Annotated in this window: 20 protein-coding genes; 15 read left to right on the forward strand and 5 right to left on the reverse strand. The window is 60.5% G+C overall.

What is annotated here, in order from left to right; translation table 11 throughout:
- The first annotated feature begins 426 nt into the window (after nt 1-426).
- The 9 genes from J9789_RS01465 to J9789_RS01505 all read left to right on the forward strand — a co-directional run bounded on the left by J9789_RS01465 (nt 427) and on the right by J9789_RS01505 (nt 9,381).
- On the forward strand, nt 427-894 hold the full coding sequence (locus J9789_RS01465) for a low molecular weight protein-tyrosine-phosphatase (protein ID WP_209341540.1): 468 nt from the start codon (nt 427-429) through the stop codon (nt 892-894).
- Nucleotides 895-1,788 carry a Bro-N domain-containing protein gene (locus J9789_RS01470; protein ID WP_209341542.1) on the forward strand — a complete coding sequence of 298 codons (894 nt, stop codon included), beginning with the start codon at nt 895-897 and terminating at the stop codon, nt 1,786-1,788. It abuts the gene before it with no gap.
- Nucleotides 1,789-1,976: 188 nt separating this feature from the next.
- Entirely contained in the window at nt 1,977-2,492 is a 516-nt protein-coding gene (locus tag J9789_RS01475) for an NAD(P)H-dependent oxidoreductase (protein ID WP_209341544.1), read from the forward strand.
- The gene (locus tag J9789_RS01480) at nt 2,477-3,082 is read left to right on the forward strand and encodes an NAD(P)H-dependent oxidoreductase (protein WP_209341546.1); all 606 of its coding nucleotides are present in this window, start codon (nt 2,477-2,479) and stop codon (nt 3,080-3,082) included. The genes J9789_RS01475 and J9789_RS01480 overlap by 16 nt, the downstream gene beginning before the upstream one ends.
- Nucleotides 3,083-3,319: 237 nt before the next feature.
- Nucleotides 3,320-3,997 (forward strand): Crp/Fnr family transcriptional regulator, encoded by a 678-nt coding sequence (locus J9789_RS01485; protein ID WP_209341549.1) that lies wholly within the window; start codon nt 3,320-3,322, stop codon nt 3,995-3,997.
- Between the two features lie 11 nt (nt 3,998-4,008).
- Nucleotides 4,009-5,259, forward strand: coding sequence for an NAD(P)/FAD-dependent oxidoreductase (locus J9789_RS01490; protein ID WP_209341551.1), 1,251 nt, complete (start codon nt 4,009-4,011; stop codon nt 5,257-5,259).
- A 22-nt stretch (nt 5,260-5,281) separates the two neighbouring features.
- A complete protein-coding gene (locus J9789_RS01495; protein ID WP_209341553.1) occupies nt 5,282-7,405 on the forward strand; it encodes a molybdopterin-dependent oxidoreductase in 2,124 nt (707 codons plus the stop codon).
- A 3-nt stretch (nt 7,406-7,408) separates the two neighbouring features.
- Nucleotides 7,409-7,948, forward strand: coding sequence for a 4Fe-4S dicluster domain-containing protein (locus J9789_RS01500; protein WP_209341555.1), 540 nt, complete (start codon nt 7,409-7,411; stop codon nt 7,946-7,948).
- A 71-nt stretch (nt 7,949-8,019) separates the two neighbouring features.
- Entirely contained in the window at nt 8,020-9,381 is a 1,362-nt protein-coding gene (locus tag J9789_RS01505) for an SLC13 family permease (protein ID WP_209341556.1), read from the forward strand.
- A 92-nt stretch (nt 9,382-9,473) separates the two neighbouring features.
- Here J9789_RS01505 and J9789_RS01510 read toward each other — a convergent pair whose 3' ends face one another.
- Entirely contained in the window at nt 9,474-11,171 is a 1,698-nt protein-coding gene (locus tag J9789_RS01510; RefSeq protein ID WP_245184986.1) for a hypothetical protein, read from the reverse strand.
- Nucleotides 11,172-11,418: 247 nt separating this feature from the next.
- Between J9789_RS01510 and J9789_RS01515 the strand changes: the two genes are divergently transcribed.
- From J9789_RS01515 to J9789_RS01540, 6 genes are all read left to right on the forward strand, one after another.
- On the forward strand, nt 11,419-13,287 hold the full coding sequence (locus tag J9789_RS01515) for a BMP family ABC transporter substrate-binding protein (RefSeq protein ID WP_209341558.1): 1,869 nt from the start codon (nt 11,419-11,421) through the stop codon (nt 13,285-13,287).
- The gene (locus J9789_RS01520; protein WP_209341560.1) at nt 13,284-13,874 is read left to right on the forward strand and encodes a metallophosphoesterase family protein; all 591 of its coding nucleotides are present in this window, start codon (nt 13,284-13,286) and stop codon (nt 13,872-13,874) included. Before J9789_RS01515 ends, J9789_RS01520 begins: the two co-directional genes overlap by 4 nt.
- Before the next feature lie 235 nt (nt 13,875-14,109).
- A complete protein-coding gene (locus J9789_RS01525) occupies nt 14,110-16,101 on the forward strand; it encodes an HlyD family efflux transporter periplasmic adaptor subunit (RefSeq protein ID WP_209341562.1) in 1,992 nt (663 codons plus the stop codon).
- A 4-nt stretch (nt 16,102-16,105) separates the two neighbouring features.
- On the forward strand, nt 16,106-16,801 hold the full coding sequence (locus J9789_RS01530; protein WP_209341563.1) for an ABC transporter ATP-binding protein: 696 nt from the start codon (nt 16,106-16,108) through the stop codon (nt 16,799-16,801).
- Nucleotides 16,798-18,006 (forward strand): ABC transporter permease, encoded by a 1,209-nt coding sequence (locus tag J9789_RS01535; RefSeq protein WP_209341564.1) that lies wholly within the window; start codon nt 16,798-16,800, stop codon nt 18,004-18,006. Before J9789_RS01530 ends, J9789_RS01535 begins: the two co-directional genes overlap by 4 nt.
- Before the next feature lie 12 nt (nt 18,007-18,018).
- Complete coding sequence (locus J9789_RS01540) at nt 18,019-20,385, forward strand: S-layer homology domain-containing protein (RefSeq protein WP_209341565.1); 2,367 nt, start codon at nt 18,019-18,021, stop codon at nt 20,383-20,385.
- Between the two features lie 105 nt (nt 20,386-20,490).
- On the opposite strand, the gene J9789_RS01545 is transcribed toward J9789_RS01540, so the two are convergent.
- From J9789_RS01545 to J9789_RS01560, 4 genes are all read right to left on the reverse strand, one after another.
- Complete coding sequence (locus J9789_RS01545; RefSeq protein WP_209341567.1) at nt 20,491-22,218, reverse strand: phospho-sugar mutase; 1,728 nt, start codon at nt 22,216-22,218, stop codon at nt 20,491-20,493.
- Between the two features lie 132 nt (nt 22,219-22,350).
- Nucleotides 22,351-22,839 carry a 23S rRNA (pseudouridine(1915)-N(3))-methyltransferase RlmH gene (rlmH, locus tag J9789_RS01550; protein WP_209341569.1) on the reverse strand — a complete coding sequence of 163 codons (489 nt, stop codon included), beginning with the start codon at nt 22,837-22,839 and terminating at the stop codon, nt 22,351-22,353.
- A complete protein-coding gene (locus tag J9789_RS01555) occupies nt 22,836-23,624 on the reverse strand; it encodes an MBL fold metallo-hydrolase (RefSeq protein ID WP_209341571.1) in 789 nt (262 codons plus the stop codon). Before J9789_RS01555 ends, rlmH begins: the two co-directional genes overlap by 4 nt.
- 73 nt (nt 23,625-23,697) lie before the next feature.
- Nucleotides 23,698-24,990 carry a UDP-N-acetylglucosamine 1-carboxyvinyltransferase gene (locus tag J9789_RS01560; RefSeq protein WP_209341573.1) on the reverse strand — a complete coding sequence of 431 codons (1,293 nt, stop codon included), beginning with the start codon at nt 24,988-24,990 and terminating at the stop codon, nt 23,698-23,700.
- Between the last annotated feature and the right edge of the window lie 247 nt (nt 24,991-25,237).

Below are 25,237 nucleotides of genomic sequence, written 5' to 3' on the forward strand. Positions count from 1 at the left end.
CAGTAACTGCTGACTTTTCTCAAGTGCAACTATACTGCGAATTAGGCCGAATTGTATGTGGTCGTTCTGAAAAGGGTGCTGCGGTTGCTGCTGCAGAATACCTGTCTGAACAGTATCCGAATGTCCCTGGGTTCTCCCCGCGCAATCTGCGGAGGATGCGTGATTTTTACCGGATGTATGGTGAAAACGAAGAACTTTTGAAACTCGCCGCAGAGATCTCCTGGACACAAAATGTTGTGATTCTGGAGGCGGACCTGAACATGGAGGAGCGACGCTGGTATCTGCTGGCCGCAAAACAGTACGGATGGTCAAAATCCGCACTTCAGAACGCTATCCAGGAATGTGCTCATCAGGAACTCACGCTCGACGAATTTGAGGTTCCATGTTATACTGATCATGAAGAAAATCAATTGGAGAGTTCCGAAAATGATCAAGATACTTTTTCTCTGTCATGGGAATATTTGCAGAAGCCCGATGGCCGAGTTTGTGATGAAAGATATGGTGAAGAAAGCTGGTCTGGCACAGGAGTTTCAGATCGAATCAGCTGCTACCAGCACCGAGGAAATCGGAAATCCTGTTTATCCGCCTGCCCGCCGGAAACTGGTCGAGCATGGAATCGACTGTTCCGACAAAACAGCACGGCAGCTCCAGAACAGCGACTACGACAAGTACGACCTGCTGATCGGCATGGATCACGCCAATATCCGGAGTATGTACCAGATCTGTGGTGGCGACTTTGCCGACAAAATGCACCTTCTGATGGATTTTACAAGCCGACCAGGAGAAGTAGCCGACCCATGGTACACCGGCGACTTCAATGCGACTTGGCGGGATGTTATGGAAGGCTGTCATGGACTGCTTGATGATTTGCTGAAGAAAAGAGGTGTGATATGAATGGGGCAAGAGGATAAGATTCAGCTTTTTGAAGATAAGCGCATCCGCACAGCCTGGGACGAGGATAAAGAGGAATGGTACTTTTCTGTTGTTGATGTCGTTGCAGTTTTGACCGATCAGCCGGATCAGCGTGGCGCAAGCAACTACTGGGCAAAGCTGAAACAACGCCTTAAAGACGAAGGTGCAGATCAGTTGCTGACAAATTGTCAGCAACTGAAATTGAGGTCCCCAAAGGATGGAAAACGGTATAATACTGATGTGGCAGATACGGAACAGCTTCTGCGTATCATCCAGTCCATACCATCTCCCAAAGCTGAGCCGTTTAAGCTATGGTTGGCACAGGTTGGTCGGGAGCGAATCGAAGAAACGATAGATCCGGAACTGACCATTGAACGGGCGCTGGAAACCTATCTGAAGAAAGGCTATACCCGTGAATGGATCAATCAGCGACTGCAGGCGATCCAGGTCCGCAAAGAGCTGACCGATGAATGGGATGCCCGTGGTGTTCAAAAGGGCATTGAGTATGCCATTCTTACAGATGAGATATCCCGAGCATGGTCCGAGATGTCCACCAGACAGTATAAGAATCTCAAGGGGCTGAAAAAGGAAAACCTGCGGGACAATATGACTACACTGGAATTGGTTCTGAATATGCTGGCCGAGGCTACGACCACAGAAATTTCCAAGCAGAAAGCACCGGAATCTTTTTCTGATAATATCGAAGTGGCTCGTGCAGGCGGTAAAGTCGCTGGAGATGCCCGAAAGGCTATTGAGTTGCAAACAGGTGTCCCTGTTATTACGGAAAAGAATGCTGCCCAACTCAATCAAGTGATAACCGATTTGATTGAAGGGGGTATCTCCGAATCGGAAGTTGACTCATCAAAACAAGAATAAATAATTTGAGTTTTGCGGAGATAACATGACATCTACAGCGTTTTGATGTTACAGAAAGAGGCCTGAAATCTTAGGATTTCAGGCCTCTTTTTATATTTTCAGTGCATGTTAGAAAAATGTAAAATACATAGTAAAAAAGTATGATATAATGAAGCAAGACCCATATCCATCGATTACGGGAGGAATGTATGAACTTGATTCTCAGTGACCGGCCTCTGGCGCTGCCGGAGACCGGTCCGGATGATATCCGGCTGATTGATCTGTCTCAGCGGAAAATTGCAAATTGTGTGGGCTGTTTTGGCTGCTGGACCAAGACCCCCGGTAAATGTGTGATCCGGGACGACGCGGTGGAGGTTTATCCCGCCATCGCGGCCAGCGACCGGGTCCTCTATGTCAGCAGGGTGAAATACGGAGGCTACGACACTATTATGAAGAGCATGCTGGAGCGGGCCATCCCGGTGCAGCAGGCCTTCATCCGCCTGTTCCATGGGGAAACCCACCATGTGCAGCGGGCGGTAGCTCCCAAGCAGGCGGTGATTCTGGCCTATGGCGACATCTCCCCGCGGGAGCAGCAGGTGTTTCGGCGCCTGGTGGAGCGCAACGCCAGCAATATGAACTTTGAGAGCCACCGGGTGGTCTTTGTCCCGGAGCATGAGGTAGAAGAAGCTGTGAAGAAGGAGGTGGAGGCATGGGCAAGATCCTGATTCTCAACGGCAGTCCCAGAGCGCCCAGATCCAACTCCAAAGCGTACGCCCAGTGGTTTACCCAGGTCTGTCCCACTGAGACGGAGACCTACGCCATCACCAGGGACAACCACCTGGAGCTGTGCCGGGCAATGGAAAATTGCGACCACCTGCTGCTGGTGTTTCCCCTCTATGCCGACGGAATCCCGGTGACGCTGCTGAACTTCCTGAAGACCCTGGAGGAGAACCCGCCCCAGCATAAGCCCACGGTGTCCGTGCTTATCAACTGCGGCTTTTTGGAACCGGAGCAGAGTGAGGTAGCCATCAGCATGGTGGAGCTGTTCTGTGAGCAAAACAGCTACCCCTTTGGCTCAGTGCTGAGCATCGGCAGCGGAGAGGCCATCCTGAACACCCCATTCCGGGGGCTGGTGGGGCGGAAGCTGAAGCAGCTGGCCGCTTCTATGACCCGGAGACAGGGACGGCGGCTGAAGGTGACCATGCCACTTCCCAAGAAGCTGTTCCTTCGGGCCTCCACCACCTATTGGGAGAACTACGGAAAGCGCAACGGCATCACCAGAGCCCAGATGGAGACCATGGATATCGAGATTTGAGGCTGCGGTAAACTGCCTGCTGATTGAGCATTATATAGCGATAAAACGGGCTGTCCCAGGAAAGGGCTCAGTCCAGATCTGGGATCTGATGCAAGAAGTGCTCCCAGTATCTGGAGGAAGACCATGGAACTGGGGCAGCCTGAATTTTTCTTGATAAAAATTCAAAATGTAAGGAAGCTTATATTCTTTTATCTGGGCAATATGCTATAACCAAAACAGGCAAGGGGGTGAAGGATCATGCCGGACAGCGTTCATTTCTCACCTTGGATCCAGTATGATCTGGAGCGTTGGAGACTTCTTGCAGACGAGCGGTATCTGATCCGTCTGAAGGGAAAGACGGTGATCTACAACCAGGAGGAGGATACCGCACAGATCTATATCGTAAAGAGCGGACGGGTGCGCCTGTCCTATTTTGACAGCGAGGGCGCGGAGAAGATTTACATTTTTGCACTGTCGGGCTGTATGTTTGGGGAAGAGACCTGTTTTGAGCCGTCGGCGCAATTTCTGCATGCGGCTACCATTGTGGACAGTGAACTCTACTGTATCCCAAAGGACCGCTTTCTGCGTCATCTCTCACAGGATGTAGCGCTGAACGCCCAAGTGCTGACATCTCTGTCCCATAAGATCTATGTGATGATGGAGCATATCCGCCGCTTCAGCTTTCTCAACGCCCGCGGACGGGTGGCGGCGGTATTTGTGGACTTGGCCCACCGATTCGGTACTCCCACCGGGCAGGGTATCCGCATCGACCTGCCGGTGATCCAGCAGGGAATCGGCAACCTGATCAATGTGTCCAGACTTACAGTCAATCAGGTGATCGGCGAGTTGGAGCTTCAGGGCCTGCTGGAGAAGAAGGACGGACGGTGGATGATTTATGATCTGGACACGCTGACTGCGCTGAGCCAGATCAGGTAAAGGAGGAGGCAATGGAAAAGATCGCGATACTTGGGTTTGGCTGTGCCGGATACCATTGCGCCAAGACGCTGCGGGAGGAAGGCTTTGAGGGTGCCATTCATGTATACTCTGATACCGACCTGCCGCCTTATAACCCCATGCTTACCACCTATTACACCGGGCACCGGCTGCCGTGGAAGGCGTTGTTTCCCTTCGGCTCGCTGAAGAGCATTGCCCAGTCACTTTCACTGAACATACACCGCCGGGCTAAGATCAGCCGGCTGGACGCCGTGCGGCGGGAGGTGGTGCTGGAGAACGGAAAGCGCAGCCGATATGACGCAATTCTGATTGCCACGGGTGCCCGGGTCTTTGTCCCGCCCCTGCCCCACATGCCGGAGCGAGATGTCTATGTGATGCGTACTCCGGCGGATGCCGAGGCCCTGCGCCAGCGACTGGATCAGGGAGATGTGCGCAGCGGCGTGGTGGTAGGCGCATCCATGGTTGGCATCAAGGTGGCTGAGCTGTTTCAGCGAGCCGGTATCCGCTGTGTCCTGGCGGACCAGGCGCCCACGCTCTTCCCGCTGGCAGCGGTGCCTGAGGTAGGCCGGGAGCTGGGCCGCCGGGTGGAGGAAAAAGGCGTGTGCCTGCGGCTGGGCCAGCGGCTGACCGATTTGCGGGAATCCGAGGCTGGGCTGGAGGTATGCCTGGAGCAGGAGACTCTGCAGGCAGATGTGGTGGTCCTGGCCATCGGTACCCGCCCCAATCTGGACTTCCTGGACGCGGATGGCCCCAGAGTGGATCGGGGTGTGCTGGTCAACCAGCGGATGGAGACTTCTGTCCCTGGCATTTATGCCGCCGGAGACTGTGCCAGTGCCCTGAATATACAAAGCGGAAACAACCAGATCATTGGTCTGTGGGCCAATGCCGGCTATCAGGGTGTGACGGCGGCGGGCGCCATGCTGGGCAAGACAGTGCGCTATCCCGGCAGCCTGCTGCATAATATCACACATTTTCTGGATATGGATTTTATCGGCTTCGGCGATGTCAATGCCCAGGGTGAGGTGCTCCGCTGCAGCAACGACGGCTTCTACCTGTATGCGGTCCGGAGGGAGGGTAAGCTGGCCCTGGTCAACATTGTGGATAATCACATCATCAGCGGCGTCATCAAAAATTATATGACCCGGCGTTTTCTGGGCCATCAGGAGCCCATCAGCCCCATGCAGCGCGTGATTCTGCTCCGCAACGGGCTGAGCGAGCCCATGATTGATCTGCTGGAACACTGAGCTTTGAAGGGAGGTTTTACCTGTGGATGAAAAAGAGCGCCTGCTGAAAGCCAAGATTCCCGGGGATGAGACGGGGATCCAGGTGAAGCGGACCATCTGCGATATTTGTTGTCCCTCCTTCCACTGCGGCATTGATGCCTATGTGAAGGATGGGCAGGTGATCAAGATCGAGGGTACGGCGGACCATCCGGTCAACCACGGCCTGCTCTGTCCCAAGGGCCTGTCTAACCGGCAGTACATCTACCGCGAAGACCGCCTGCAGACCCCTCTGCGCAGAGTGGGACCAAGAGGTTCGGGCCAGTTTGAGCCCATCTCCTGGGAGGAGGCCTACCGTGAGATCGCCCAGCGGTTGAACGCCATCAAGGCAGAGAGCGGACCGGAGAGCGTGCTGTTTTACTCTGGCTATACCAAGTGGTACCGACCCTTCCTGCACCGGTTTACCTACTCCTTCGGCTCTCCCAACTTCCTTACCGAGTCCAGCAGCTGCATGACTTCTACCTTCCTCAACTGGTGGGTGACCACCGGAAATCCCATGTGCTCCTCCGATGTGGCGCGGGCCGGGGTATTTCTGGGTTGGGCATATAACCCCTATTACTCCCGCCATCTGGCTGCCCTTAATGTAGAGAAGCGCAAGGCGGAGGGGATGAAGGTCATCATCATTGATCCCCGGATCACGCCCGCCTCCCTCAAGCTGGCGGACATCCACCTGCGGCCCCGCACCGGTACCGACGGTGCCCTTGCTCTGGGGCTGGCTCACATCCTGATTCGGGAGGACAGGATTGACCGGAATTACATCGATCGCTATGTGTATGGATTTGAAGCCTATGCAGACTATGTGAAGCAGTTTACCCCCGAGCGGGTGGAGGAGCTGACTGGTGTGCCGGCAGAGCAGCTGGAGGCGGCTGCCCGGATGATCTGGGAGAATCTGCCCGTGGCCATCAACGAGAGCGCCGCACCCCTGGCACACCACCGCAATGGCTTCCAAAATTACCGGGCCATCATGTCCCTGTCCGCCATTCTGGGCTGCTTTGACCGGCCCGGCGGCCAGATCCCCATCCAGTTCAGCTATAACTATCTGCCCGGAGGCTTCCCCACCCGGGAGGATGCCTTCATTATGGAGCACTACGACCGGGTAAAGGCCCCGGCAGTGGGGGCGGAGCGCTTTCCTATCTGGAACGACTTCATCCATGAGGCCCAGGCAAACGATTTGTCCCGCCAGATCGAAGAGGGGTCCCCCTATCCCATCCGGGCCATGATGGGCTTCGGCATGAATTACCGCATATCCCCTGATGACACCCGGCTGAAGAAAAACCTGATGAAGCTGGATTTCCTGGTCAACACCGAGCTGTTTATGACCGATACCTGCAAATTCTGCGACATAGTGTTGCCAGCCTGTACCTCCTTTGAGCGCAGCGAGCTGAAGAGCTACGGCGGGGGCTACCTGTACCTGACCAAGCCGGTGATCCCGCCACGGTTCCAGTCCCGCAGTGATATCCAGATCCTGTGTGAGCTGGCCCAGGCCATGGACCTGGACGATGAGCTGCTCCGTCAGGGACCGGAGGCCTGCTGGGCCTACATCCTTCAGGACCTGCCGGTCTCTATAGAGGAGTTGAAGGAAGCGGAGGGGCTGGTAAAAGTGCCCGGTGTGACCCCCTACGTGCCCGGCACCATGCTGGAGCGGGGACTCAATACCGCCAGCGGAAAGTTCGAGCTCTACTCTCTAGCCATTGAGAAGCATCCCGGCTTCGATCCGCTGCCCACCTATCGTCCTCCCTATGAGGACCGGCCGGACGAGGATCTGCCCATGGTGCTCTCCTCCTCGCCCCGGCTGCCCAACGTTCTTCACAGCAGGCTCCATAAGGTACCCTGGAACCGCTCCCTCCGGCCGGAGCCAACCGCCGACCTCCACCCGGAGGACGGGGCCCGGCTGGGGATCGCCCAGGGGGACCGGATCGAGATCACATCCCACCGGGGGAGCATTCAGGTCAAGGCCAATCTGACGCTGAAGGCCGAGCCCGGCGTGGTCTGCTTCTACCACGGTTATGCAGAGGCCGACGCCAATGAACTGACCGACAATGAGATCCTGGACCCCTATTCCGGATTCCCCAGCTATCGGGAGACCAGAGTCTCCATCAGGAAGGTGTGAGCCATGGAGAAAATGATATTTGATTTTGATCCCTCCAAGTGCACGGCCTGTCAAGCATGCGTCATGGCGTGCTTTGACCAGAACGACATCGACGTGGAGCATCGGCAGCACCCCTTCCGCAATGCGGCAGCGCTGGAGTCGGTGGAGGACGGGCGGGAGAAATTTGCCTTCCTGTCGGTGGCCTGTATGCACTGTGAGGAGGCGCCTTGCGTTATGGGTTGCCCCAGCGCCTGCTTGTATAAGGACGAGGAGAGCGGCTTGACGCTCTATGACAACACCAACTGTGTGGGCTGCCATTCCTGTGCCATGGCCTGCCCTTTTGGAGCGCCATCCTTCAACCGGGAGGGAAAAATGGAGAAGTGTGACGGCTGTGTGGAACGTCTGCGCAGAGGTATGGTGCCCGCCTGTGTGCGGGTGTGTCCTACCGGAGCGCTGACCTGCCGGCCGGCCAGCGAGTACCATGAGGCCCAGACGGCCCGCTCCTTGAATGTGCTTGCAAAGCACCTGCTGGAGGAGGGGCCCGGAGGCCCCCACACAACATAAGACGTTTGACGGAGAACTGGCAGGCGGCATAACGGTCCCGATCATAACGTATTGATAAGGGAGGTCTTGTAATGAGTGAGAAGAATCGTTTGGAATTCCGTTTTGGCATGGTAGGGAAACTGATCCCCCTGCTGGTAGCCATCGTATTCATTATCTGGGCTGCGGTAAGCCAGTCCAATGTAAACGGTTATGTGGTGGCCTTTTTCATGGCCATTATCTTCGGCGTGGTGGTGGCCAAAGATGAGAAGGCCTACGGCCAGGCCATTATGGCAGGGCTGACCAAGCCTATGTTCCCTGTGATTGCCATGGCGGTGATCCTTGCGGCCATCTCCGGCAAGCTGATCTCCAACAGCGGCATGGTGCAGACCATTGCCTCCTATGCCATTGAAGCGGGCTTTACCGGGAAGCTGTTTGCAGCGGCCACATTTATTATTACCTGCTTACTGGCCTTTTCCACCGGCACTTCGGTAGGCACCTATATGGTGGTCATCCCCATCCTCTTTCCGGTGGGCGTTATGACCGGTGTATCTCCCATCTACATGATTGGTGCGGTGGTGTCCGGTGCTGCTTTCGGCGATAACCTGGCCCCCATCTCTGATACTACCATCGTTTCCTCTGCCACCCAGAACGCTGACCTTGGCAAGGTGGTGCGGACCCGAATGAAGTATTCCATCCCTGCGGCCATCATTGCACTGATATGCTTCCTGATCTTTACCAAAACGGAGGCCAATCCCGCAGCTTTGGAGGCTGCACAGGTAGATCCCCATCCGCTCTCCATGACTATGCTCATCGTGCCTGTGGTTATCATTGCTCTGTGCCTGATGAAAAAGCACCTGATTACTGCCTTGGCCTGGGGTGTGATTGCGGGCATCGTAATGGGTTTGATCACTGGCATCTATCAGATCTCTGATCTCTTGGCTTTTCCCGGTGGTTTCAGTGTCTCCGGTGCCATTATCGACGCCATCACCGGCTGCATGGGTACGGTGGCCATGCTTATCGGCGTGTTCTCCATGCTGGGCATTCTGGAGGCCAGCGGCCTCTTTGAGGATGTAGGCAAGGGCCTGACCAAGATGGCCAAGGGCCCGGTTAGTACCGAGATCACCATCGTGGGCAGCATCGGTATCCTGAGTATGGTGACCGGCGTCATCTCCGTAGCCATTGTGGCCATGGGTGACCTGGTTCGGGAGCTGGGCGAGAAGAATGGCCTGGACCGGTACCGCAGAGCCAACCTGATGGACTGCGCTGGATGTGTGTTCTGCTTCCTGGCTCCCTGGACGGTCCACTGCGTGATACCGGCCATGAAGGCGGCGGAGTTCGGCGAAGCTTTTGCTGTGGCTCCCGCTTCTGTTCCGTTTGTCAACTTCTACTCCATTTCCATGCTGGTGATCCTGATTGTGGCTATTGCTACCGGCTATGGCAGAAAGAGCAAGTGATAGACCTGAAAGGTGCGACGCCGCTTGCCGTACCTGTCATTAAAAAAAGACGTGCCGCTCAGCGGCACGTCTTTTTTATTTATGGGGGTGGATCAATGCTGCAGCAGCCACACAAAGCTGTAGGGATAGAGCTCCACATGGCCCAGCTCGTCGTAATGACCGCCGTACACCAGTTCCTCAAAGGCACCGGCCTCGGGGGCGCTGGCGGTAACGAAGTCACCGCTGAAGTTGAACAGAGCCACCAGCTTGCGGCCCTCGTACCAGCGGCCCAGACCCAGCACGTGGGGGTTACCGGTATCGAAGGTCCACACATCGGCCCGAGCATCGAAGGCGGGCTCCTGGGCACGCAGCTGGGTCAGGCGGCGCAGTCCCTGGAACTGCTTGCCCTGGCGGGTGTTCTCATCCCCCCGCATGGCGGCCAGATCCCACTGGAAGGCGCCGTGCTGGAGGTTGCGGGCGTCGCCGGCCTTGGCGGCGTCCTCATGGTAGCTATAGTCGTTGAGCTGGCCCACCTCGTCGCCGCTGATGAGAGCGGGCATGCCGCTCTGGGTCAGCAGGAAGGCGTGGAGCAGCAGGTCGCAGGCCACGGCCCGCTCCAGCTTGATGTCGTTCTGCTCGTAGTCGGCAGCCTCCACACCGCACAGGGAGGCGGTGGTGCCGCACACCTTGCCCTGGGCAGACCGCTCGCCCCGGCTGTTGCTGCCGGGGAACTGGCCGCAGGCCCAGTCGTTGAGGTACTGGCGGTGGGGCTCCTCATCGGCGCCGCAGTGCTCCTTCAGCCAACCGTAGTCCAGGGCCCAGTCCAGACCGTCGTCACCGTGGAGCCGGTTGAGGAAAAGCTGCTCCCGGGGCAGGGAGAGGGTCTGCTGCACCTGGTTGCGGAGCAGGGACACATCGCCGGTGGCCAGGGTGTTCCACAGCAGGGAGCCGCCCTCCCGGCAGAGCAGGTGACACTCGGGCTTGTCGGGGGTGAAGGAGTAGTCGCCGCAGGCGGGAGCCTTACCGGCCAGCAGCACGCCGGGGCACACCAGCTGAACGATCAGCCGGGCCATCCGCAGCACAGGGTGGGACAAGGCGGACAGATCGCCCAGGCAAAGAGCGTCGGCGCCGGCGTTGGCCAGCTCCAGCAGGCCGTTCACCCAGGTCTGGAAGGAGACGGCGTTCTGGGGGGCGGATTCCTTCAGCTCCAGGCACAGGCAAATGTCCTGGGCCCGGCAGGCGTCGGCCAGGTCAGCCAGCTCCGCGACGGTGCCGTGGGCAGCCAGGCGGAGGAAGTTCACACCGCACTCCTTCAGGTAGGGCAGCCGCTCCGCCACGCCGGACAGGGAGCCGGCAAAGGCGGCGGCGTCGGCGGTCATGGCCAGACGGTCCCGACGGCAGTACCAGTCGGGATCGGCCTCACGGTGCTGGTCCTGATCCAGCAGGGCCTGGGGACGGCTCTCCTGATACTGGCGCAGCAGGGTGAGCAGGCCGTCCCAGGCGGCCAGGTCGCCCTGGAACTGAGCGCGGTACAGCCGCTCCAGCTCCTCGCCATACTGGGCCAGACGCAGGTCCAGCAGGCTGTCAGTGGCCTGGGCGGCGGGAGCGGTCTCCACAATAACGGGGGCGGCCTCCACCTGAGGCGCGGCCACCACCACGGGCTTGGAGACCAGCAGGGTCTCCGGCATCACGATGGGAGGACGGCGGCCGGGAACGGCGGGGCGCTTGTAGTACAGATCCTCTTCCAGGGCGCGGATCATGCGCCAGGTATGACAGGGCACAGTGCCCTTGCGGTAATCACGATGGTCCATGTTGAATCTCCTTTATGGTACGGGCCCGGAGTACGGACTCGGAAAATACATGGGAGCAGGCCGGGTGGCCTGACCAACCTAACTTATATACTATAGCACGCTGGGACTGGTTGTTCAACTGAAATAGCCCAAATTTCCCTGAATTTTACACTCCGAAGGGAAATGACAGAAGAAAAGGATTGTATTTTTCGGCCTGTCGTGGTAGCTTGTTGAGAGAACGACGCCTGTGAAAGGGGGGACGGCGGATATGCCGATCCTGGAAGAATATCATAACGCGCTCCGTCTGGGTCAGAAGGAGGTCAAGGCGGCGGCGGCCCGGGGGGAGGAGACCGGCCTGCAGGTGCTGCCAGGCGACCCGGAGGAACTGGCCGTGCGGCGGGAGAGTCTGGGCGTGGTGGAGGTCCCCAGCGAGCTCATCGTGGGTACCTGCAACGAGCTGCGGCGCAGCAGCTTTTCTCCCGGCTTCTACCCGGTGCTGGAGGAGGACAGCGAGTTTGCCAACAAGTGGGCCACCCTGTGCCAGGCCCACCTGGAGGAGGGCATCCGGGACCCCATCAAGGCGGTGGAATATCTGAACCGCTTCTATGTGGTGGAGGGCCACAAGCGGGTCAGCGTGCTGAAATACTTTGGAGCCATCACCATCCCGGCGGTGGTCACCCGGCTGCTGCCCCGGCCCTCTGACGACCCGGAGATCACGGCCTACTATGAGTTTTTGAACTTCTACCAGATGACCGGCCTGAATTTCCTGGTGTTCAAGCGGCCCGGGGAATACCGGGAGCTGCTGGAGGCCATGGGACGTCCCGGCCACGAGCCCTGGAGCGCCGAGGAGATCCACGCCTTCCGCTCCTTCTACTACATGTTCCGGGACGCCTGCATCCGGGAGAGTGCCGACCAGCGGTATGTCTCTCTGGCCTTCCTGGTGTATGTGAAGCTCTTTGGGTATCAGGCCTCCCGGGGCAAGCTGTCCACCCAGATCGCCAAGGAACTGCCCATGATCCGGCAGGAGGTGCGCAACCGGCTGGAGAATGCCGGGGTGGCTCTGATGCTGGACGACGTGGTGAAGAAGCCGCTGTTCACCCTGCCGGTTACCGAGCGGCTGTGCGCCGCCTTCATCCACGCCGGCAGCAGCGAGACCTCCCGGTGGGTGTACGAACATGAGTGCGGCCGCTACCTGCTGGAGGACACCATGCACGACAAGGCGTACACCCTCTCCTACGAAAACGCCGTCACCGACGAGGCGGCGGAGGCCGCCATCAACGATGCGGTAGAGAAGGGGGCCGACCTAATCTTTACCACCGACCCGTCTTTGCTGCTGGCCAGCGTCAAGCAGGCGGTGCGCCATCCCGAGGTCAAGTTCTTTAACTGTTCCCTCAACAACTCCTACCCATCGGTGCGCACCTACTACCCCCGGATGTATGAGGCCAAGTTTATTAAGGGTGCCATTGCCGGTAGCCTGTCCCGTAGCGGTTGGATCGGCTATGTGGCCGACTACCCCACCTTCGGCACCATTGCCTGCATCAACGCCTTTGCCCAGGGGGCCCGGATGGTCAACGCCAACGCCCGGGTGCTGCTGTCCTGGGAAAGCCTGAAGCAGGGGGGCGGCATTGACAGCTTGCGGGCCAAGGGCATCGTGTATATCGACTACCTGGACCGGCTGGCCTCCAACGCCGGACCCCGGTCCCGGGAGCTGCACAACCTGGCCCTCATCCACTGCGACTGGGGCCGGTTCTACCAGAGCCTGGTGCGCCGGGTGTTGGAGGGAAGCTGGAAGAAGGAGAGCCAGGGCAGCAGAGCCATCACCTACTGGTGGGGCCTCAACCAGAAGATCGTGGATGTTCTCTGCTCCCGCCGCCTGCCTGCCGGGACCCGGCGGCTGGCGGGGGTGCTGCGGGACGCCATCCGGGCCGAGCGGCTGGACCCCTTCTACGGGGTGCTGATGAACCAGCAGGGCCATGTGGTGTACGGGGATGACGGGCCCATGCCTGCCCAGCAGATCCTGACCATGAACTGGCTGTCCTCCTACGTGGAGGGCTCCATTCCAAAGCCGGAGGAGCTGACCGACCGGGCCAGGGAGCTCATCCGGGTTCAGGGTGCGGAGGAGGCGTGGCTGAAGTGAAGATCCTGGCCGTTTCCGATCACGAATCCTCCTACCTGTGGGATTATTATACGCCGGGCAGGCTGGACGACATCGACCTGATCCTCTCCTGCGGGGACCTGAAGCCCCACTACCTGTCCTTCCTGGCCACCTTTGCCCACTGCCCGGTGCTCTACGTCCACGGCAACCACGACGGCCGCTATGAGGAGGACCCCCCTCTGGGCTGCATCTGTATCGACGGGATGCTCTATGAGCACCAGGGGGTGCGTATCGTGGGCCTGGGGGGCTCCATGCGCTACAACGGGGGGCCCTTTCAGTACACCGAGGGGCAGATGCGCCGCCGGGCCATGCGCCTGGCGCCCCGGATCTGCTTTAAGGGGGGCTTTGATATCCTGCTGACCCATTCCCCCGGCCGGGATATGGTGCCCTGTACCGACCTGGCCCACACCGGCTTTCAGACGTTCAATCAGATGCTGGACAAGTACCGCCCCGCCCTCTTCCTCCACGGCCACACCCACATGAACTACGGCCGGGGCATCCGGCGGGAGCAGCGGTACGGCGACACCCGGGTGGTCAACAGCTACGAGCGCTGCCTGGTGGAGCTGTGAGCGGCGGCGCGGGCGACTTTTTTCTCTCCGGTGAAAACTTTTCCTGTTTAAAATCGTCTAAAGAAACGGCGGCAAAATTCAGCGAAAGCCGTTTGCGGCGGGGAAGGGGAGACGAACCGCCCAAACGTAAGCTTTTATTAAGAATTTGTCACTGCTTTGTCATCCCTTGCCGGGCCGCTTATGCTAGAATGACAGAGCATCAGAATGTGGATCAAGGACATAAGGAGGAGATTCTATGACGGATCAACAGACGCCCGTGCTTGAGCGGCCTGTTCAGGACAAGACCCCGCCCGCGGCGTCCGCGGGCCCCAAGGGCCCCAAGAAGAAGCAGCGGGGCCGGGGCAAAATGATCGCGGGCATCCTGATCGCTGCCGCCGTCATCATCGCGGTGGCCGTGGTGCTGTGGTATTTTGTCTTCCGGGAGACCGAGGACAAGGGCGAGATCATGACGGCCACGGTGGAGTACGGCTCCATCCAGTCCGTGGTGAAGGGCAACGGCATGACCAAGGCCCGTAATTCCGCCAGCGTTACCCCGGGCAACGGCACCATCCTGGAGCTCTATGTCAAGGAGGGCGACCAGGTGGAGGCGGGGCAGCAGCTCTACAAGATGGACGACACCTCCGCCCGTGAGGCGGTGCAGACCGCCCAGGAGAGCGTGGACAACGCCCAGAAGGACCTGCAGGCGGTGTATGAGAAGATCGGCGAGCTCACCATCAAGGCCCCCCACAGCGGCAACCTGCGGGAGGTGGCCGACCTGAAGGCGGGGGACACCGTCAGCGAGGGGGACACCATCGCCACCATCGTCAACGACACCAAGCTGCGGATGTCCCTCTATTACAGCTACGCCTATGAGAACAGCATCAAGGTGGGCCAGACCGCCCAGATCTCCATCCCCGCCATCATGGGCAGCCTTACCGGCAAGGTGGAGCAGGTCAACAAGGTCCGCTTCGTCTCTCCGGAGGGCGCCACCCACTTTGAGGTGGTCTTTGTGCTGGACAACCCGGGCACCCTCACCGAGGGGATGGAGGCCTCCGCCTCCCTGACCACGGCGGACGGCACCCCCATCTATCCCTATCAGAACGGCAAGCTGTCCTTCTATGAGACCACCAAGATCACGGCCAAGGCCTCCGGCCCGGTGGAGAGCGTCCACCTGCTGAACTACGGCGACGTGAAGGCCGGGCAGGTCATGGTACAGCTGGGCGCCAAGAACACCGACGAGGAGATCTCCGCCAAGGAGGAGGCCCTGAAGGCCGCCCAGGAGAAGCTGGTGGAGGCCAACAACGAGCTGAGCAAATACAACGCCACCGCTCCCATTTCGGGCACGGTCCTGTCCTGCAGCCTGCAGGAGGGCATGGAGGTCCAGAGCGGGCAGGGCATCAGCATCGCGGACACCACCCAGATGGTGGTGGAGATCAATGTGGACGAGATGAACGCCCGCTATGTCAAGCCCGGCATGATGGTCGATATTGACCAGTACGGCACCCCCTATATGGGCATCGTGGAGAGCGTGTCCATGACCGCCACCGGCGAAAACGGCGTGGCCTCGGTGCCCGCGGTGGTGACGGTGGACAACTTTGACGGCTCCATGATCCCCGGTACTTACGTCAGCTACTCCTTCGTGGCCAGCGAATCGGAGAACTGCCTCACCGTGCCCATCGCGGCGGTGATGTACGTCAACTTCTCCAACGTGACCCTGCCCGACGACCTGGACGCCCCTCCGGCAGAGACCGGCGGCATGGACGACATGGGTGACATGGGCGACATGGGCGACATGGGCGACATGGGCGACATGGACGACATGGGCGACATGGGCGATATGGGCGATATGGATATGCTGCCCGAGGACGGTGCGCTGCCCGAGGACGGTGGCATGGTGGACTCCGGCGGCGCGGTGGCCGTGCCCCAGCGGTATGCCGGCGGCGCCTTTGGCCGCAAGCTGGGAGCCATCGCCATCCCCATGCCCGACGGCGGCGTGAACGGCGGTATGAACGGCGGCTCCATGGGCGGCGACGGCCTCAACACCATCGTCTTTGTCAAGGCCAAGGAGGCCCCCTCCAATGCCATTCTGGAGCCCGATCCCGCCTGGGAGTGCCCCGAGGGCTTCTGGGCCGTGCCGGTGGAGGTGGGCCTGTCCGACAACAGCCGCACCGAGATCAAGCGGGGCCTGAACGAGGGCGACGAGGTCTATATCGGCCGGGAGACCCAGAGCGCCGACAGTTGGGGTTGACACCATGCTCATTGATGTAAAAGACCTCTTTAAGATCTACCATGAGGGGGAGGAGAGCGAGGTGCGGGCCCTGGACGGGGTCTCCCTGACCATCGACCGGGGGGAGTTCGTGGCCATCATCGGCCAGTCCGGCTCCGGCAAATCCACCCTGATGAATATCCTGGGCTGCCTGGATATCCCCACCTACGGGGACTACCACCTGGACGGGGTGGACGTCACCGAGCTCAGCGACCGGCAGCTGGCCCACATCCGCAACAAGCAGATCGGCTTTATCTTCCAGGGCTTCAACCTGATCCCCGCCCTCAACGCCTGGGAGAACGTGGAGCTCCCCCTGATCTACCAGGGGGTGCCCGCCTCCAGGCGGTGGGAGCGGGTGGAGGCCGCCCTGGAGCGGGTGGGCCTGGCCGAGCGGTCGGAGCACAAGCCCAGCGAGATGTCGGGCGGCCAGCAGCAGCGGGTGGCCATCGCCCGGGCCATCGCCGCCCAGCCCCCCATCATCATGGCCGACGAGCCCACCGGCGCCCTGGACTCCCGCACCGGCAAGCATGTGCTGGAGATCCTCCACGGCCTCCATGAGGAGGGCACCACCATCATCCTCATCACCCACGACAACGGGATCGCCGCCACCGCCGAGCGGGTGGTGCGCATCTCCGACGGACACATCATCTACGACGGGGACAGAGAGGGGGCGTTCGCATGAATCTGACGCAGGCCTTCAAGATCGCCCTCAAGTCCATCGCGGCCAAAAAAGCCCGCTCCGCCCTCACCATGCTGGGCGTCATCATCGGCCTGGCCGCCGTCATCATCCTGGTGTCCTACGCAGAGGGCCAGAACCAGCAGATGCGGGCCTACTACGAGAGCCTGGGCAGCAACGTCATCAACATCAACGCCAGCAGCTGGGACAGCGAGGGGGTCTCCGACGCCCTGTACGACTACTGCCTGGAGATGGACGAGTATATCCTGGGCGTCACGCCGGTGGTGCAGATGTATGAGCGCACCGTCATCAAGTTCGGGGCCAAGACCCTGGACAGCTACGAGACCGCCTGGGAGGAGAGCCCCCAGGTGGTCATGGGCAACCAGGACTTCTCCCTGTGCAACAACTTTACCGTGGCCAAGGGCCGGGACATCGCCTATCTGGACATCAAGAGCTACAATCAGGTGTGCGTTCTGGGCGCCAAAATGGCCGCTACGCTCTTCAACTACATGGACCCGGTGGGACAGACCATCACCATCAACGGCGTCCCCTTTGAGGTGATCGGGGTCTATCAGGAGAAGGACCCGGAAAATATGAGCGGCATGGACCGCTACATCGTCCTGCCCTACACCGCCAACCGGGTGCTCAATAAGTCCACCCAGATGGACACCTTTGTGGCCAAGGCCAGGGACGCCAGCTCCACCACCAAGGCCATCACCCTGCTGAAGGGCTTCCTCCAGGGGATCATCAACGAGGACACTGGCTACTACTCGGTGACCACCCCCAACCAGTGGCAGGAGGAGGGCAACGAGCAGATCAAGCTGCAGCAGCGCTTCCTGGGCGGCATCGCCGCCATCTCCCTGGCGGTGGGCGGCATCGGCATCATGAACATCATGCTGGTCACCGTCACAGAGCGCACCCGGGAGATCGGCATCCGTAAGGCCATCGGCGCCGAGCGCAAGAGCATCATCGCCCAGTTCCTCATCGAGGCCTGTATGATCTGCGGCATCGGCGGCATCTTCGGCATCGCGGTGGGGTACATCGGGACGCTGATCGTCGGAAAGGCGTCCTTTGGACTGATCCTGCTGCCAAGTCCGGGCCTGACCCTGGGGACCTTCCTGATCTCGGTGGCCCTGGGCGTCATCTTCGGCATCTATCCCGCCATCAAGGCCTCCGGTCTCCAGCCGGTGGAAGCCCTGCGGGCTGATTAAAGGAGTGAGTATATGAAAGTGAGAAAATGGCTCTCCGGCCTGCTGGCGGCGGCGCTGCTGGCCGGGCTGCTGATCCTGCCGTCCTCTGCGGCGGGGAAGACGGGCTTTACCGACATTACCGACCCCAAACAGGCCAACGCGGCGGAGATGCTGCGGCTGATGGGCGTGGTGTCCGGCGACGGCACCGGCGCATTCCGCCCCAACGGCACCCTGACCCGGGGCGAGTTCTGCAAGATGGCGGTGGAGATCATGGGCCGGGGGGACGAGGAGCCCGCCCAGCGCAGCCGCACCATCTTCACCGACGTGGGCCCCAAGCACTGGGCTCGCGGCTACATCAACCTGGCCACCTCCATCACCGTGGGCGGCAGCAGCTCCAGTGGGGAGGGGGAGAGCAACCCCGGCACCCGCCTGATTATGGGTGTGGGTGACGGTACCTTCCGGCCCGACCGGGTCATCACCTGCGGCGAGGCTGTCACCATCCTCATGCGGGTGCTGGGCTACGGCAACGGCGACGTGGCCACCGGCGGCAACTGGTATGACGGCTATATGGGCCTGGCCCTCTCCCGGGGCCTGCTCAACGGCCTGGAGCTGGACGGCAGCTCCAACCTGACCCGTGGCCAGGCGGCTATCCTGTTCTACAACGTGATCTTCGCCAACACCAAGGACAGCGAGGATCCCTATCTTACCACCCTGGGCGGCAAGATCGAGGACGGCGGCATTCTGCTGGACGTCAACGCCACCTTCGCCGGTGCCTCCGGCGCGGTCAAGACCACCACCGGTACCTACCGCACCGACCGGGTGGGCCTGGACAGCAGCCTGGAGGGCATGCCCGGCCAGATCGTGCTGGATAAGCGGGGCAAGCTGCTGGCCTTCCAGCCCAAGGAGAACGTGACCCGCCGGGTGGTCAGCGTGGCCGTCTGGGATGCCACCTGGATCGAACTGCTGGACGGCACCAAGATCCGCATTGAGCCCGATACGCCGGTCTACCTGAACGGCGAGGAAAAGACCTATAAGGACATCTATCTGGATCGTGGTCCGGGCAGCTCGGCAACCATCTATTACGACGAGGCGGGCAAGATCAGCTACCTGTTCCTGGCCGGCCTGGGTTCCGGCGGCGATGCCATGGTGGCCCGCAACAAGCCCAACGGCAATCCGTTTACCGCTCTGACCGGCGGCGATACCGATTACCAGATCTACAAGAACGGTATCCCCGCTGATGTAAAGGATATCCGTCAGTACGACGTGGCCACCTACGACAGCATCTCCAAGATCCTGTATATCTCCGACCTGAAGCTGACCGGTTCCTACGAGAACGTGGATCCCAGCCCGGCGGCCCCTGTGACCATTACGGTACTGGGCAAGAAGTTCACCGTTCTGCCCGGAGCTGCCGAGGACCTGCAGAACTTCAAGATCGGCGATATGATCACCCTGCTGCTTACCGAGGACGGCCGTGTGGCCGGTGTGGTCAGCAGCAAGACCGCCCGCTCCAACAGCGTGGGCTATGTGTCTGAAATCAGCGAGGACGGCCAGGCCACCGTAGTTATGCTGGACAAGGCGCTGGGCGAGCTGAAGGGTCAGACCTCCTACAAGGGCGAGAGCGCCGAGAAGATGATGGGCGAGCTGGTCATCGTATCCTCTTACAAGGCGGGCCAGATCAGCCTGAACAAGGTGACCGCCGGCAACGGCGGCGGCGTTAAGGGCAGCCTCAATGTGGCCCAGCGTACCGTGGGCGACGTGCCGCTGGCGGACAACGTGGCCATCTATGAGAAGGTGGGCAGCAGCGCCCTGAAGCCTGTCAAGTACAGCCAGATCACCTGCAACACCGTGCCATCCTCCAAGATCCTCTATGGGGCCAAGGACTACGCCGGACGGTACAGCATTCTGGTGCTGGACGACGTCACCGGCGACCAGTACAGCTACGGCTTTATCTGGGAGACGGAAGAGGAGATCGGCGGCGTATTCAACGGCCAGCCCATTACCAACCCGGTGGTCCACCTGAACACCGCCGGACAGGAGAGTGAGCTGCAGCTGGTGGGTCACGCCAACAACATCGACCTGAAGACGCCGGGCGGTGTGGTTGCCTCCCTGAACAAGCTGGACAGCTACTCCAAGCTGGCAAGCTATGTGGTCCTGAAGGAAGTGAAGAATGTGCGCCGCAGCGCCTTCGACATGGAGAGCAAGACCCTGACCCTGCCCGACATGATGCTTCCCATCTCGGAGAAGGTGGTGTGCTACAACAAGGCCAACAAGCTTTGGTTCACTGCGGAGGATCCCATGGACGCCCTGAACCAGGCCCGTGCCTACGCAGAGACCATGACCATCTATTACGACAAAGCGCCGGAGGACGGCGGCAAGGTCCGTATGGTCGTGGTGGAATAAGACCCATCCAAAAACGGGGCGTGCCGCCGGCACGCCCCGTTTTTATGAACAAAAAGGCCGCCCCTGCGTCAGCAGGGGCGGTCTTTGCTGTTTGTGGGTATGAAATTAGCCCTTCAGGCTCTCAGCCCAGGCGGCGTACTTAGTTACCTTCTCGTCGCACGCGTCCTTGGTGGCGCCGTTGGCCAGGATATACACCTTGACCTTGGGCTCGGTGCCGGAGGGACGGACGATGAGGCTGGTGCCGTCGGCCATCTCGTAGCGCAGCACGTTGGAGCCGGAGAGCTCCATGGTGCTCTTGGCGCCGTCGGCCACATTGACCACGGAGCCGTCCTTGTAGTCCTTCTGCTGGGCCACCGCCACACCGGCGATCTCCACCGGGGGGTGCTCCCGCAGACCGGCCATCAGGTCGGCCATCTTCTTCAGGCCGTCCAGGCCGGGCATTACCAGGTTGAGGGTCTTCTCGCCGTAGAAGCCGTACTTCTCGTAGCACTTCTGGAGGGCATCGTACAGGGTCATGCCCTGTCCGGCGTACCAGGCGGCCATCTCAGTGAGGGAGAGGGCGGCGGTGACGGCGTCCTTGTCCCGGACATAGTCGCCCAGCATGTAGCCGTAGCTCTCCTCGTAGGCGAAGATCACCTTGCCCTCGCCGGCGTTCTCCAGCTTGTCCTTCTTCTCGGCCAGGAACTTGAAGCCGGTGAAGGTGTCATAGCAGGCCAGACCGTTGGTCTCGGCCACCTTGCGGGCCATCTCGGTGGTGACGATGGTTTTCAGGGCCACCGGCTTGTCCGGCATCTTGCCGGTGCGCTGCTTGGCGCCGATCAGGTAGTCCAGCAGCAGTACGCCGGTCTGGTTGCCGGAGATGGTGATGTACTCGCCCTGGTTGTTGCGCACCATGATGCCCACGCGGTCGGCGTCGGGATCAGAGCCCAGGATGAAGTCGGCGCCTTCCTTCTTGGCCAGATCCACAGCCAGGTAGAAGCCCTCGGGATTCTCCGGGTTGGGGGAGACCACGGTGGGGAAGTTGCCGTCAATGACCATTTGCTCGGGGACACAGATGACGTGCTTCATGCCCAGGCGGCGCAGCGCCTCGGGGATCAGCTTGTAGCCGGTGCCGTGGAAGGGGGTGTACACCATCTTGAAGGTGTCGGCCACCTTCTCCACAGCGGCCTTGTCATTGACCTGGCCCATTACGTTTTCCAGGAACTTCTCGTCGGTCTCCGCGCCCATCAGGGTGATGAGGCCGGCCTTTACCGCCTCGTCATAGTCCATGCGCTGGATGGAGTCGAACAGGTCCAGCTCCTCCATCTTGGCGGCGATGGCGGCGGCGTGGTGGGGGGGGAGCTGAGCGCCGTCCTGCCAGTAGACCTTGTAGCCGTTGTACTCCTTGGGGTTGTGGCTAGCAGTCACGTTGACGCCGGCGATGCAGTGGTACTCCCGCACGGCGAAGGACACCTCAGGGGTGGGACGCATGGCGTCGAACAGACGGACCTTGATGCCGTTGCCCGCCATGACGCAGGCGGTCTCACGGGCGAAGGTCTCGGAATTGTTGCGGCAGTCGTAGCACACGGCCACGCCCCGCTCCACCGCCTCGGGGCCCTCGGCCTTGATGACCTCGGCAAAGGCCTGGGTGGCGTGACGGATTACATGAATATTCATCTGATGCAGGCCAACGCACATAGTGCCGCGCAGACCGGCAGTACCAAACTCCAGAGGAGCAAAAAAGCGGCTCTCGATCTCCTTCTCGTCACCGGAGATGGACTGCAGCTCCGCCTTCTCAGCCTCGCTGAGGGCAGGGCTGTTGAGCCACTTCTCATATACATCACGATAAGCCATGGGAATTACCTCCAATACCTCAATTTCAGCAAAAGCACATCTCTGCGCTTGTGATTATAGCACAAACTGACCGGTATATCCACCCTGTTTTTTGGAAGTTTACGCCGTATGCTGTCAAATAATACCGGATATTTACTTGTGGTATCCGGAGCCTTCCTGGATCTTGAAGCAGCGGTAAATCTGCTCCAGCAGCATGACCCGGGCCAGATGGTGGGGGAAGGTCATGGGGGACATGGACAGGCGCAGATTGGCCTTTTCCTTCAGGGAGGGATGCATGCCGTAGGAGGAGCCGATGAGGAAGACCAGGGTGTTGGTACCGCTGCCCGTCCACTTCTCCAGTCTAGCAGCCAGCTTCTCGCTGGACAGCAGCTCACCTTCCACGCACAGGGCCACCACCGCCGCTCCCTTGGGAAGCTTGGCGGTGACGGCGGCTGCCTCCTTCTCCAGAGCGGCGTCGATCTGGGCCCGGGAGGGGTTCTGGGGCAGCCGCTCCTCGGGCAGCTCGGTAAGCTGCAGCTTGCAGTAGCCACCCAGCCGCTTGACGTATTCCGCCGCTCCGTCTATGTAGAACTTTTCCTTCAGCTTGCCCACGCAGATGATGTGAATGGAGACACCTTTCATACCGCATACCTCCGTCCCGGCTCGCTGCGGGGCGCCACGTCCAGCAGTACGTCCCGTCCGGGGACCGCTCCCATGCGGGTGAGGGAATCTCCCACCACCTGCCGGGCCCGCTCCGGGGTGTTGTTCTCATGGGACAGGTGGGCCAGCACCACGGTGGAGGCCCCAGCCGCCACGGCGGAGCATACCAGTGCCGCTCCCGCCTCGTTGGACAGGTGGCCCCGGTTCCCCAGGATGCGGTCCTTGAGGAAGTAGGGATAGGGGCCGGAGCGGAGCCACTCCACATCGTGGTTTGCCTCAGCCACCAGCAGATTGGCTCCCCGGATGCCTGCCTCCACCTCAGGGGTCACATGGCCCAGGTCGGTGACCACCGCCGCCTTGCGTCCGCCCTGAGACAGGGCGTAGCCGGTGCTTTCGGCGGCGTCGTGGGGGGTGGGGAAGGTCTCAATGTCGATGGAGCCGATGGAGAAGGACTCCCCCGGCGTAAAGGGGTGGAGCACCTCGTCCAGGAAGGCGATGCGGTAGCACAGCTGCCGCCCGGTGCCTCGGCTGGCGTACACCGGCACCTTCCGCTGCTTGGTCAGGGTGGTGAGACCGGAGATGTGGTCGGTGTGCTCATGGGTAATGAGTACGGCGGACAGGCTGGCGGGGTCGATGCCCAGCCCCTTCAGGGCGGTGGTGATCCGGCGGCAGGAGATACCGGCGTCCACCAGAATGTGGGTGTTGCCGTCGCTCACCAGCAGACTGTTGCCGCTGGAGCCGCTGGCCAGGGTACACAGTTCCAGCACAAAATCGCTCCTTTCCAGAAAAAACAGGCGGGAGATGAACTCTCTCCGCCTGCTGTTGCATATTGGTTTGATATCAGCCCACCTGGGCCTGCTTATCCTCGTCGGGGGTGACCACCACGCGGATGTCGGCGCCCACGCCGGAGAGCTTACGGACGATGTCCTCGTAGCCACGCTCAATGTGGTGGATGCAGCCGATCTCGGTGGTGCCCTGAGCGGCCAGACCGGCGATGACCATGGCCGCGCCGGCCCGCAGGTCGCAGGCCTGGATGCGGGCGCCGGTAAATTTCTCCACGCCCTCGATGACGGCGATCTTGCCGTCCACCTGGATCTGAGCGCCCATGCGGCGGAACTCATCCACGTACCGGAACCGGTTGTCCCACACGCCCTCAGTGATGACGCTGGTGCCCTCCGCCAGACAGAGGACAGCGGCGATCTGGGGCTGCATATCGGTGGGGAAGCCGGGGTAGGGCAGGGTCTTGACGTTGGTGCGGGTCAGCTTGCCGTGACGGCGCACCAGCACGGCGTCGTCACGCTCCTCCACGTCCACGCCCATCTCCAGCAGCTTGGCGGTGATGCACTCCAGGTGCTTGGGGATGACGTTCTTGATGAGGACCTCGCCGCCGGTGGCAGCCACGGCGGTCATGTAGGTGCCCGCCTCGATCTGGTCGGGGATGATGGAATAGGTGCCGCCGCTGAGCCGCTCCACGCCCCGGATCTTGATGACGTCGGTACCGGCGCCCATGATCTTGGCGCCCATGGAGTTGAGGAAGTTGGCCAGGTCCACGATGTGGGGCTCCTTGGCGGCGTTTTCAATGATGGTCATGCCGTCGGCCAGAGCGGCGGCCAGCATGATGTTCATGGTGGCGCCCACGGAGACGATGTCCAGATAGATCTGGGTACCGGTCATGCGGCCATTGGCGGCCTTGGCATGGATATAGCCGCCCCGGACGTCCACATTGGCCCCCATGGCCACAAAACCCTTGATATGCTGGTCAATGGGCCGGCCGCCGAAGTCACAGCCGCCGGGCGGGGGAACCTCCGCGGAGCCAAAGCGGCCCAGCAGAGCGCCGATCAGGTAATAGGAGGCCCGGATCTTGCGGGCCAGCTCCTCGGGCACCCGGGCGTTGCGGATGTGGGAGCAGTCCACGTCCACCGTGGTACGGTTGACAGTGCGCACGTCGGCGCCCAGCTCCTGCAGGATGTTGAGCAGCAGCGTCACGTCGCTGATCTGCGGCAGATTCTCAATGCGGCAGACCCCGTCCACCAGCAGGGCGGCGGGGATGATGGCAACGGCGGCATTCTTGGCGCCGCTGATATCGATTTCACCAAAAAGCGGCTTTCCGCCATGAATTACATACTTTGTCAAAATGCAACCCTCTATTCCTTCCACCGGGGAACACACCCTCACCGGCGGGATCCAGGTCCGGAAAACTCCGGCACGGTAAAGCATCTAAAAGCGCTCATTTTCCTCAGAGCGCTCCAATACACATATATTATACCATAACTTGCAGTAAAGTCAAAGAGGTTTCTTTTCTGAGACTTTCATGGGGCCCTGCAGCGGTAATTTGCCCTGATTTCACCGGGAATATACCTCTGTTAAGGCAAATGGGACT

It is taken from the genome of Flavonifractor sp. AGMB03687 (assembly GCF_017811815.1).
Taxonomy (GTDB): domain Bacteria; phylum Bacillota; class Clostridia; order Oscillospirales; family Oscillospiraceae; genus Flavonifractor.

What these genes read in the sequence shown, in the direction of transcription:
- J9789_RS01465 (WP_209341540.1), top strand. Translation starts at nt 427, where the DNA reads ATGATCAAGATACTTTTTCTCTGTCATGGGAATATTTGCAGAAGCCCG.
- J9789_RS01470 (WP_209341542.1), top strand. Translation starts at nt 895, where the DNA reads ATGGGGCAAGAGGATAAGATTCAGCTTTTTGAAGATAAGCGCATCCGC.
- J9789_RS01475 (WP_209341544.1), top strand. Translation starts at nt 1,977, where the DNA reads ATGAACTTGATTCTCAGTGACCGGCCTCTGGCGCTGCCGGAGACCGGT.
- J9789_RS01480 (WP_209341546.1), top strand. Translation starts at nt 2,477, where the DNA reads ATGGGCAAGATCCTGATTCTCAACGGCAGTCCCAGAGCGCCCAGATCC.
- J9789_RS01485 (WP_209341549.1), top strand. Translation starts at nt 3,320, where the DNA reads ATGCCGGACAGCGTTCATTTCTCACCTTGGATCCAGTATGATCTGGAG.
- J9789_RS01490 (WP_209341551.1), top strand. Translation starts at nt 4,009, where the DNA reads ATGGAAAAGATCGCGATACTTGGGTTTGGCTGTGCCGGATACCATTGC.
- J9789_RS01500 (WP_209341555.1), top strand. Translation starts at nt 7,409, where the DNA reads ATGGAGAAAATGATATTTGATTTTGATCCCTCCAAGTGCACGGCCTGT.
- J9789_RS01505 (WP_209341556.1), top strand. Translation starts at nt 8,020, where the DNA reads ATGAGTGAGAAGAATCGTTTGGAATTCCGTTTTGGCATGGTAGGGAAA.
- J9789_RS01510 (WP_245184986.1), bottom strand. Translation starts at nt 11,171, where the DNA reads ATGGACCATCGTGATTACCGCAAGGGCACTGTGCCCTGTCATACCTGG.
- J9789_RS01515 (WP_209341558.1), top strand. Translation starts at nt 11,419, where the DNA reads ATGCCGATCCTGGAAGAATATCATAACGCGCTCCGTCTGGGTCAGAAG.
- J9789_RS01525 (WP_209341562.1), top strand. Translation starts at nt 14,110, where the DNA reads ATGACGGATCAACAGACGCCCGTGCTTGAGCGGCCTGTTCAGGACAAG.
- J9789_RS01530 (WP_209341563.1), top strand. Translation starts at nt 16,106, where the DNA reads ATGCTCATTGATGTAAAAGACCTCTTTAAGATCTACCATGAGGGGGAG.
- J9789_RS01535 (WP_209341564.1), top strand. Translation starts at nt 16,798, where the DNA reads ATGAATCTGACGCAGGCCTTCAAGATCGCCCTCAAGTCCATCGCGGCC.
- J9789_RS01540 (WP_209341565.1), top strand. Translation starts at nt 18,019, where the DNA reads ATGAAAGTGAGAAAATGGCTCTCCGGCCTGCTGGCGGCGGCGCTGCTG.
- J9789_RS01545 (WP_209341567.1), bottom strand. Translation starts at nt 22,218, where the DNA reads ATGGCTTATCGTGATGTATATGAGAAGTGGCTCAACAGCCCTGCCCTC.
- rlmH (WP_209341569.1), bottom strand. Translation starts at nt 22,839, where the DNA reads ATGAAAGGTGTCTCCATTCACATCATCTGCGTGGGCAAGCTGAAGGAA.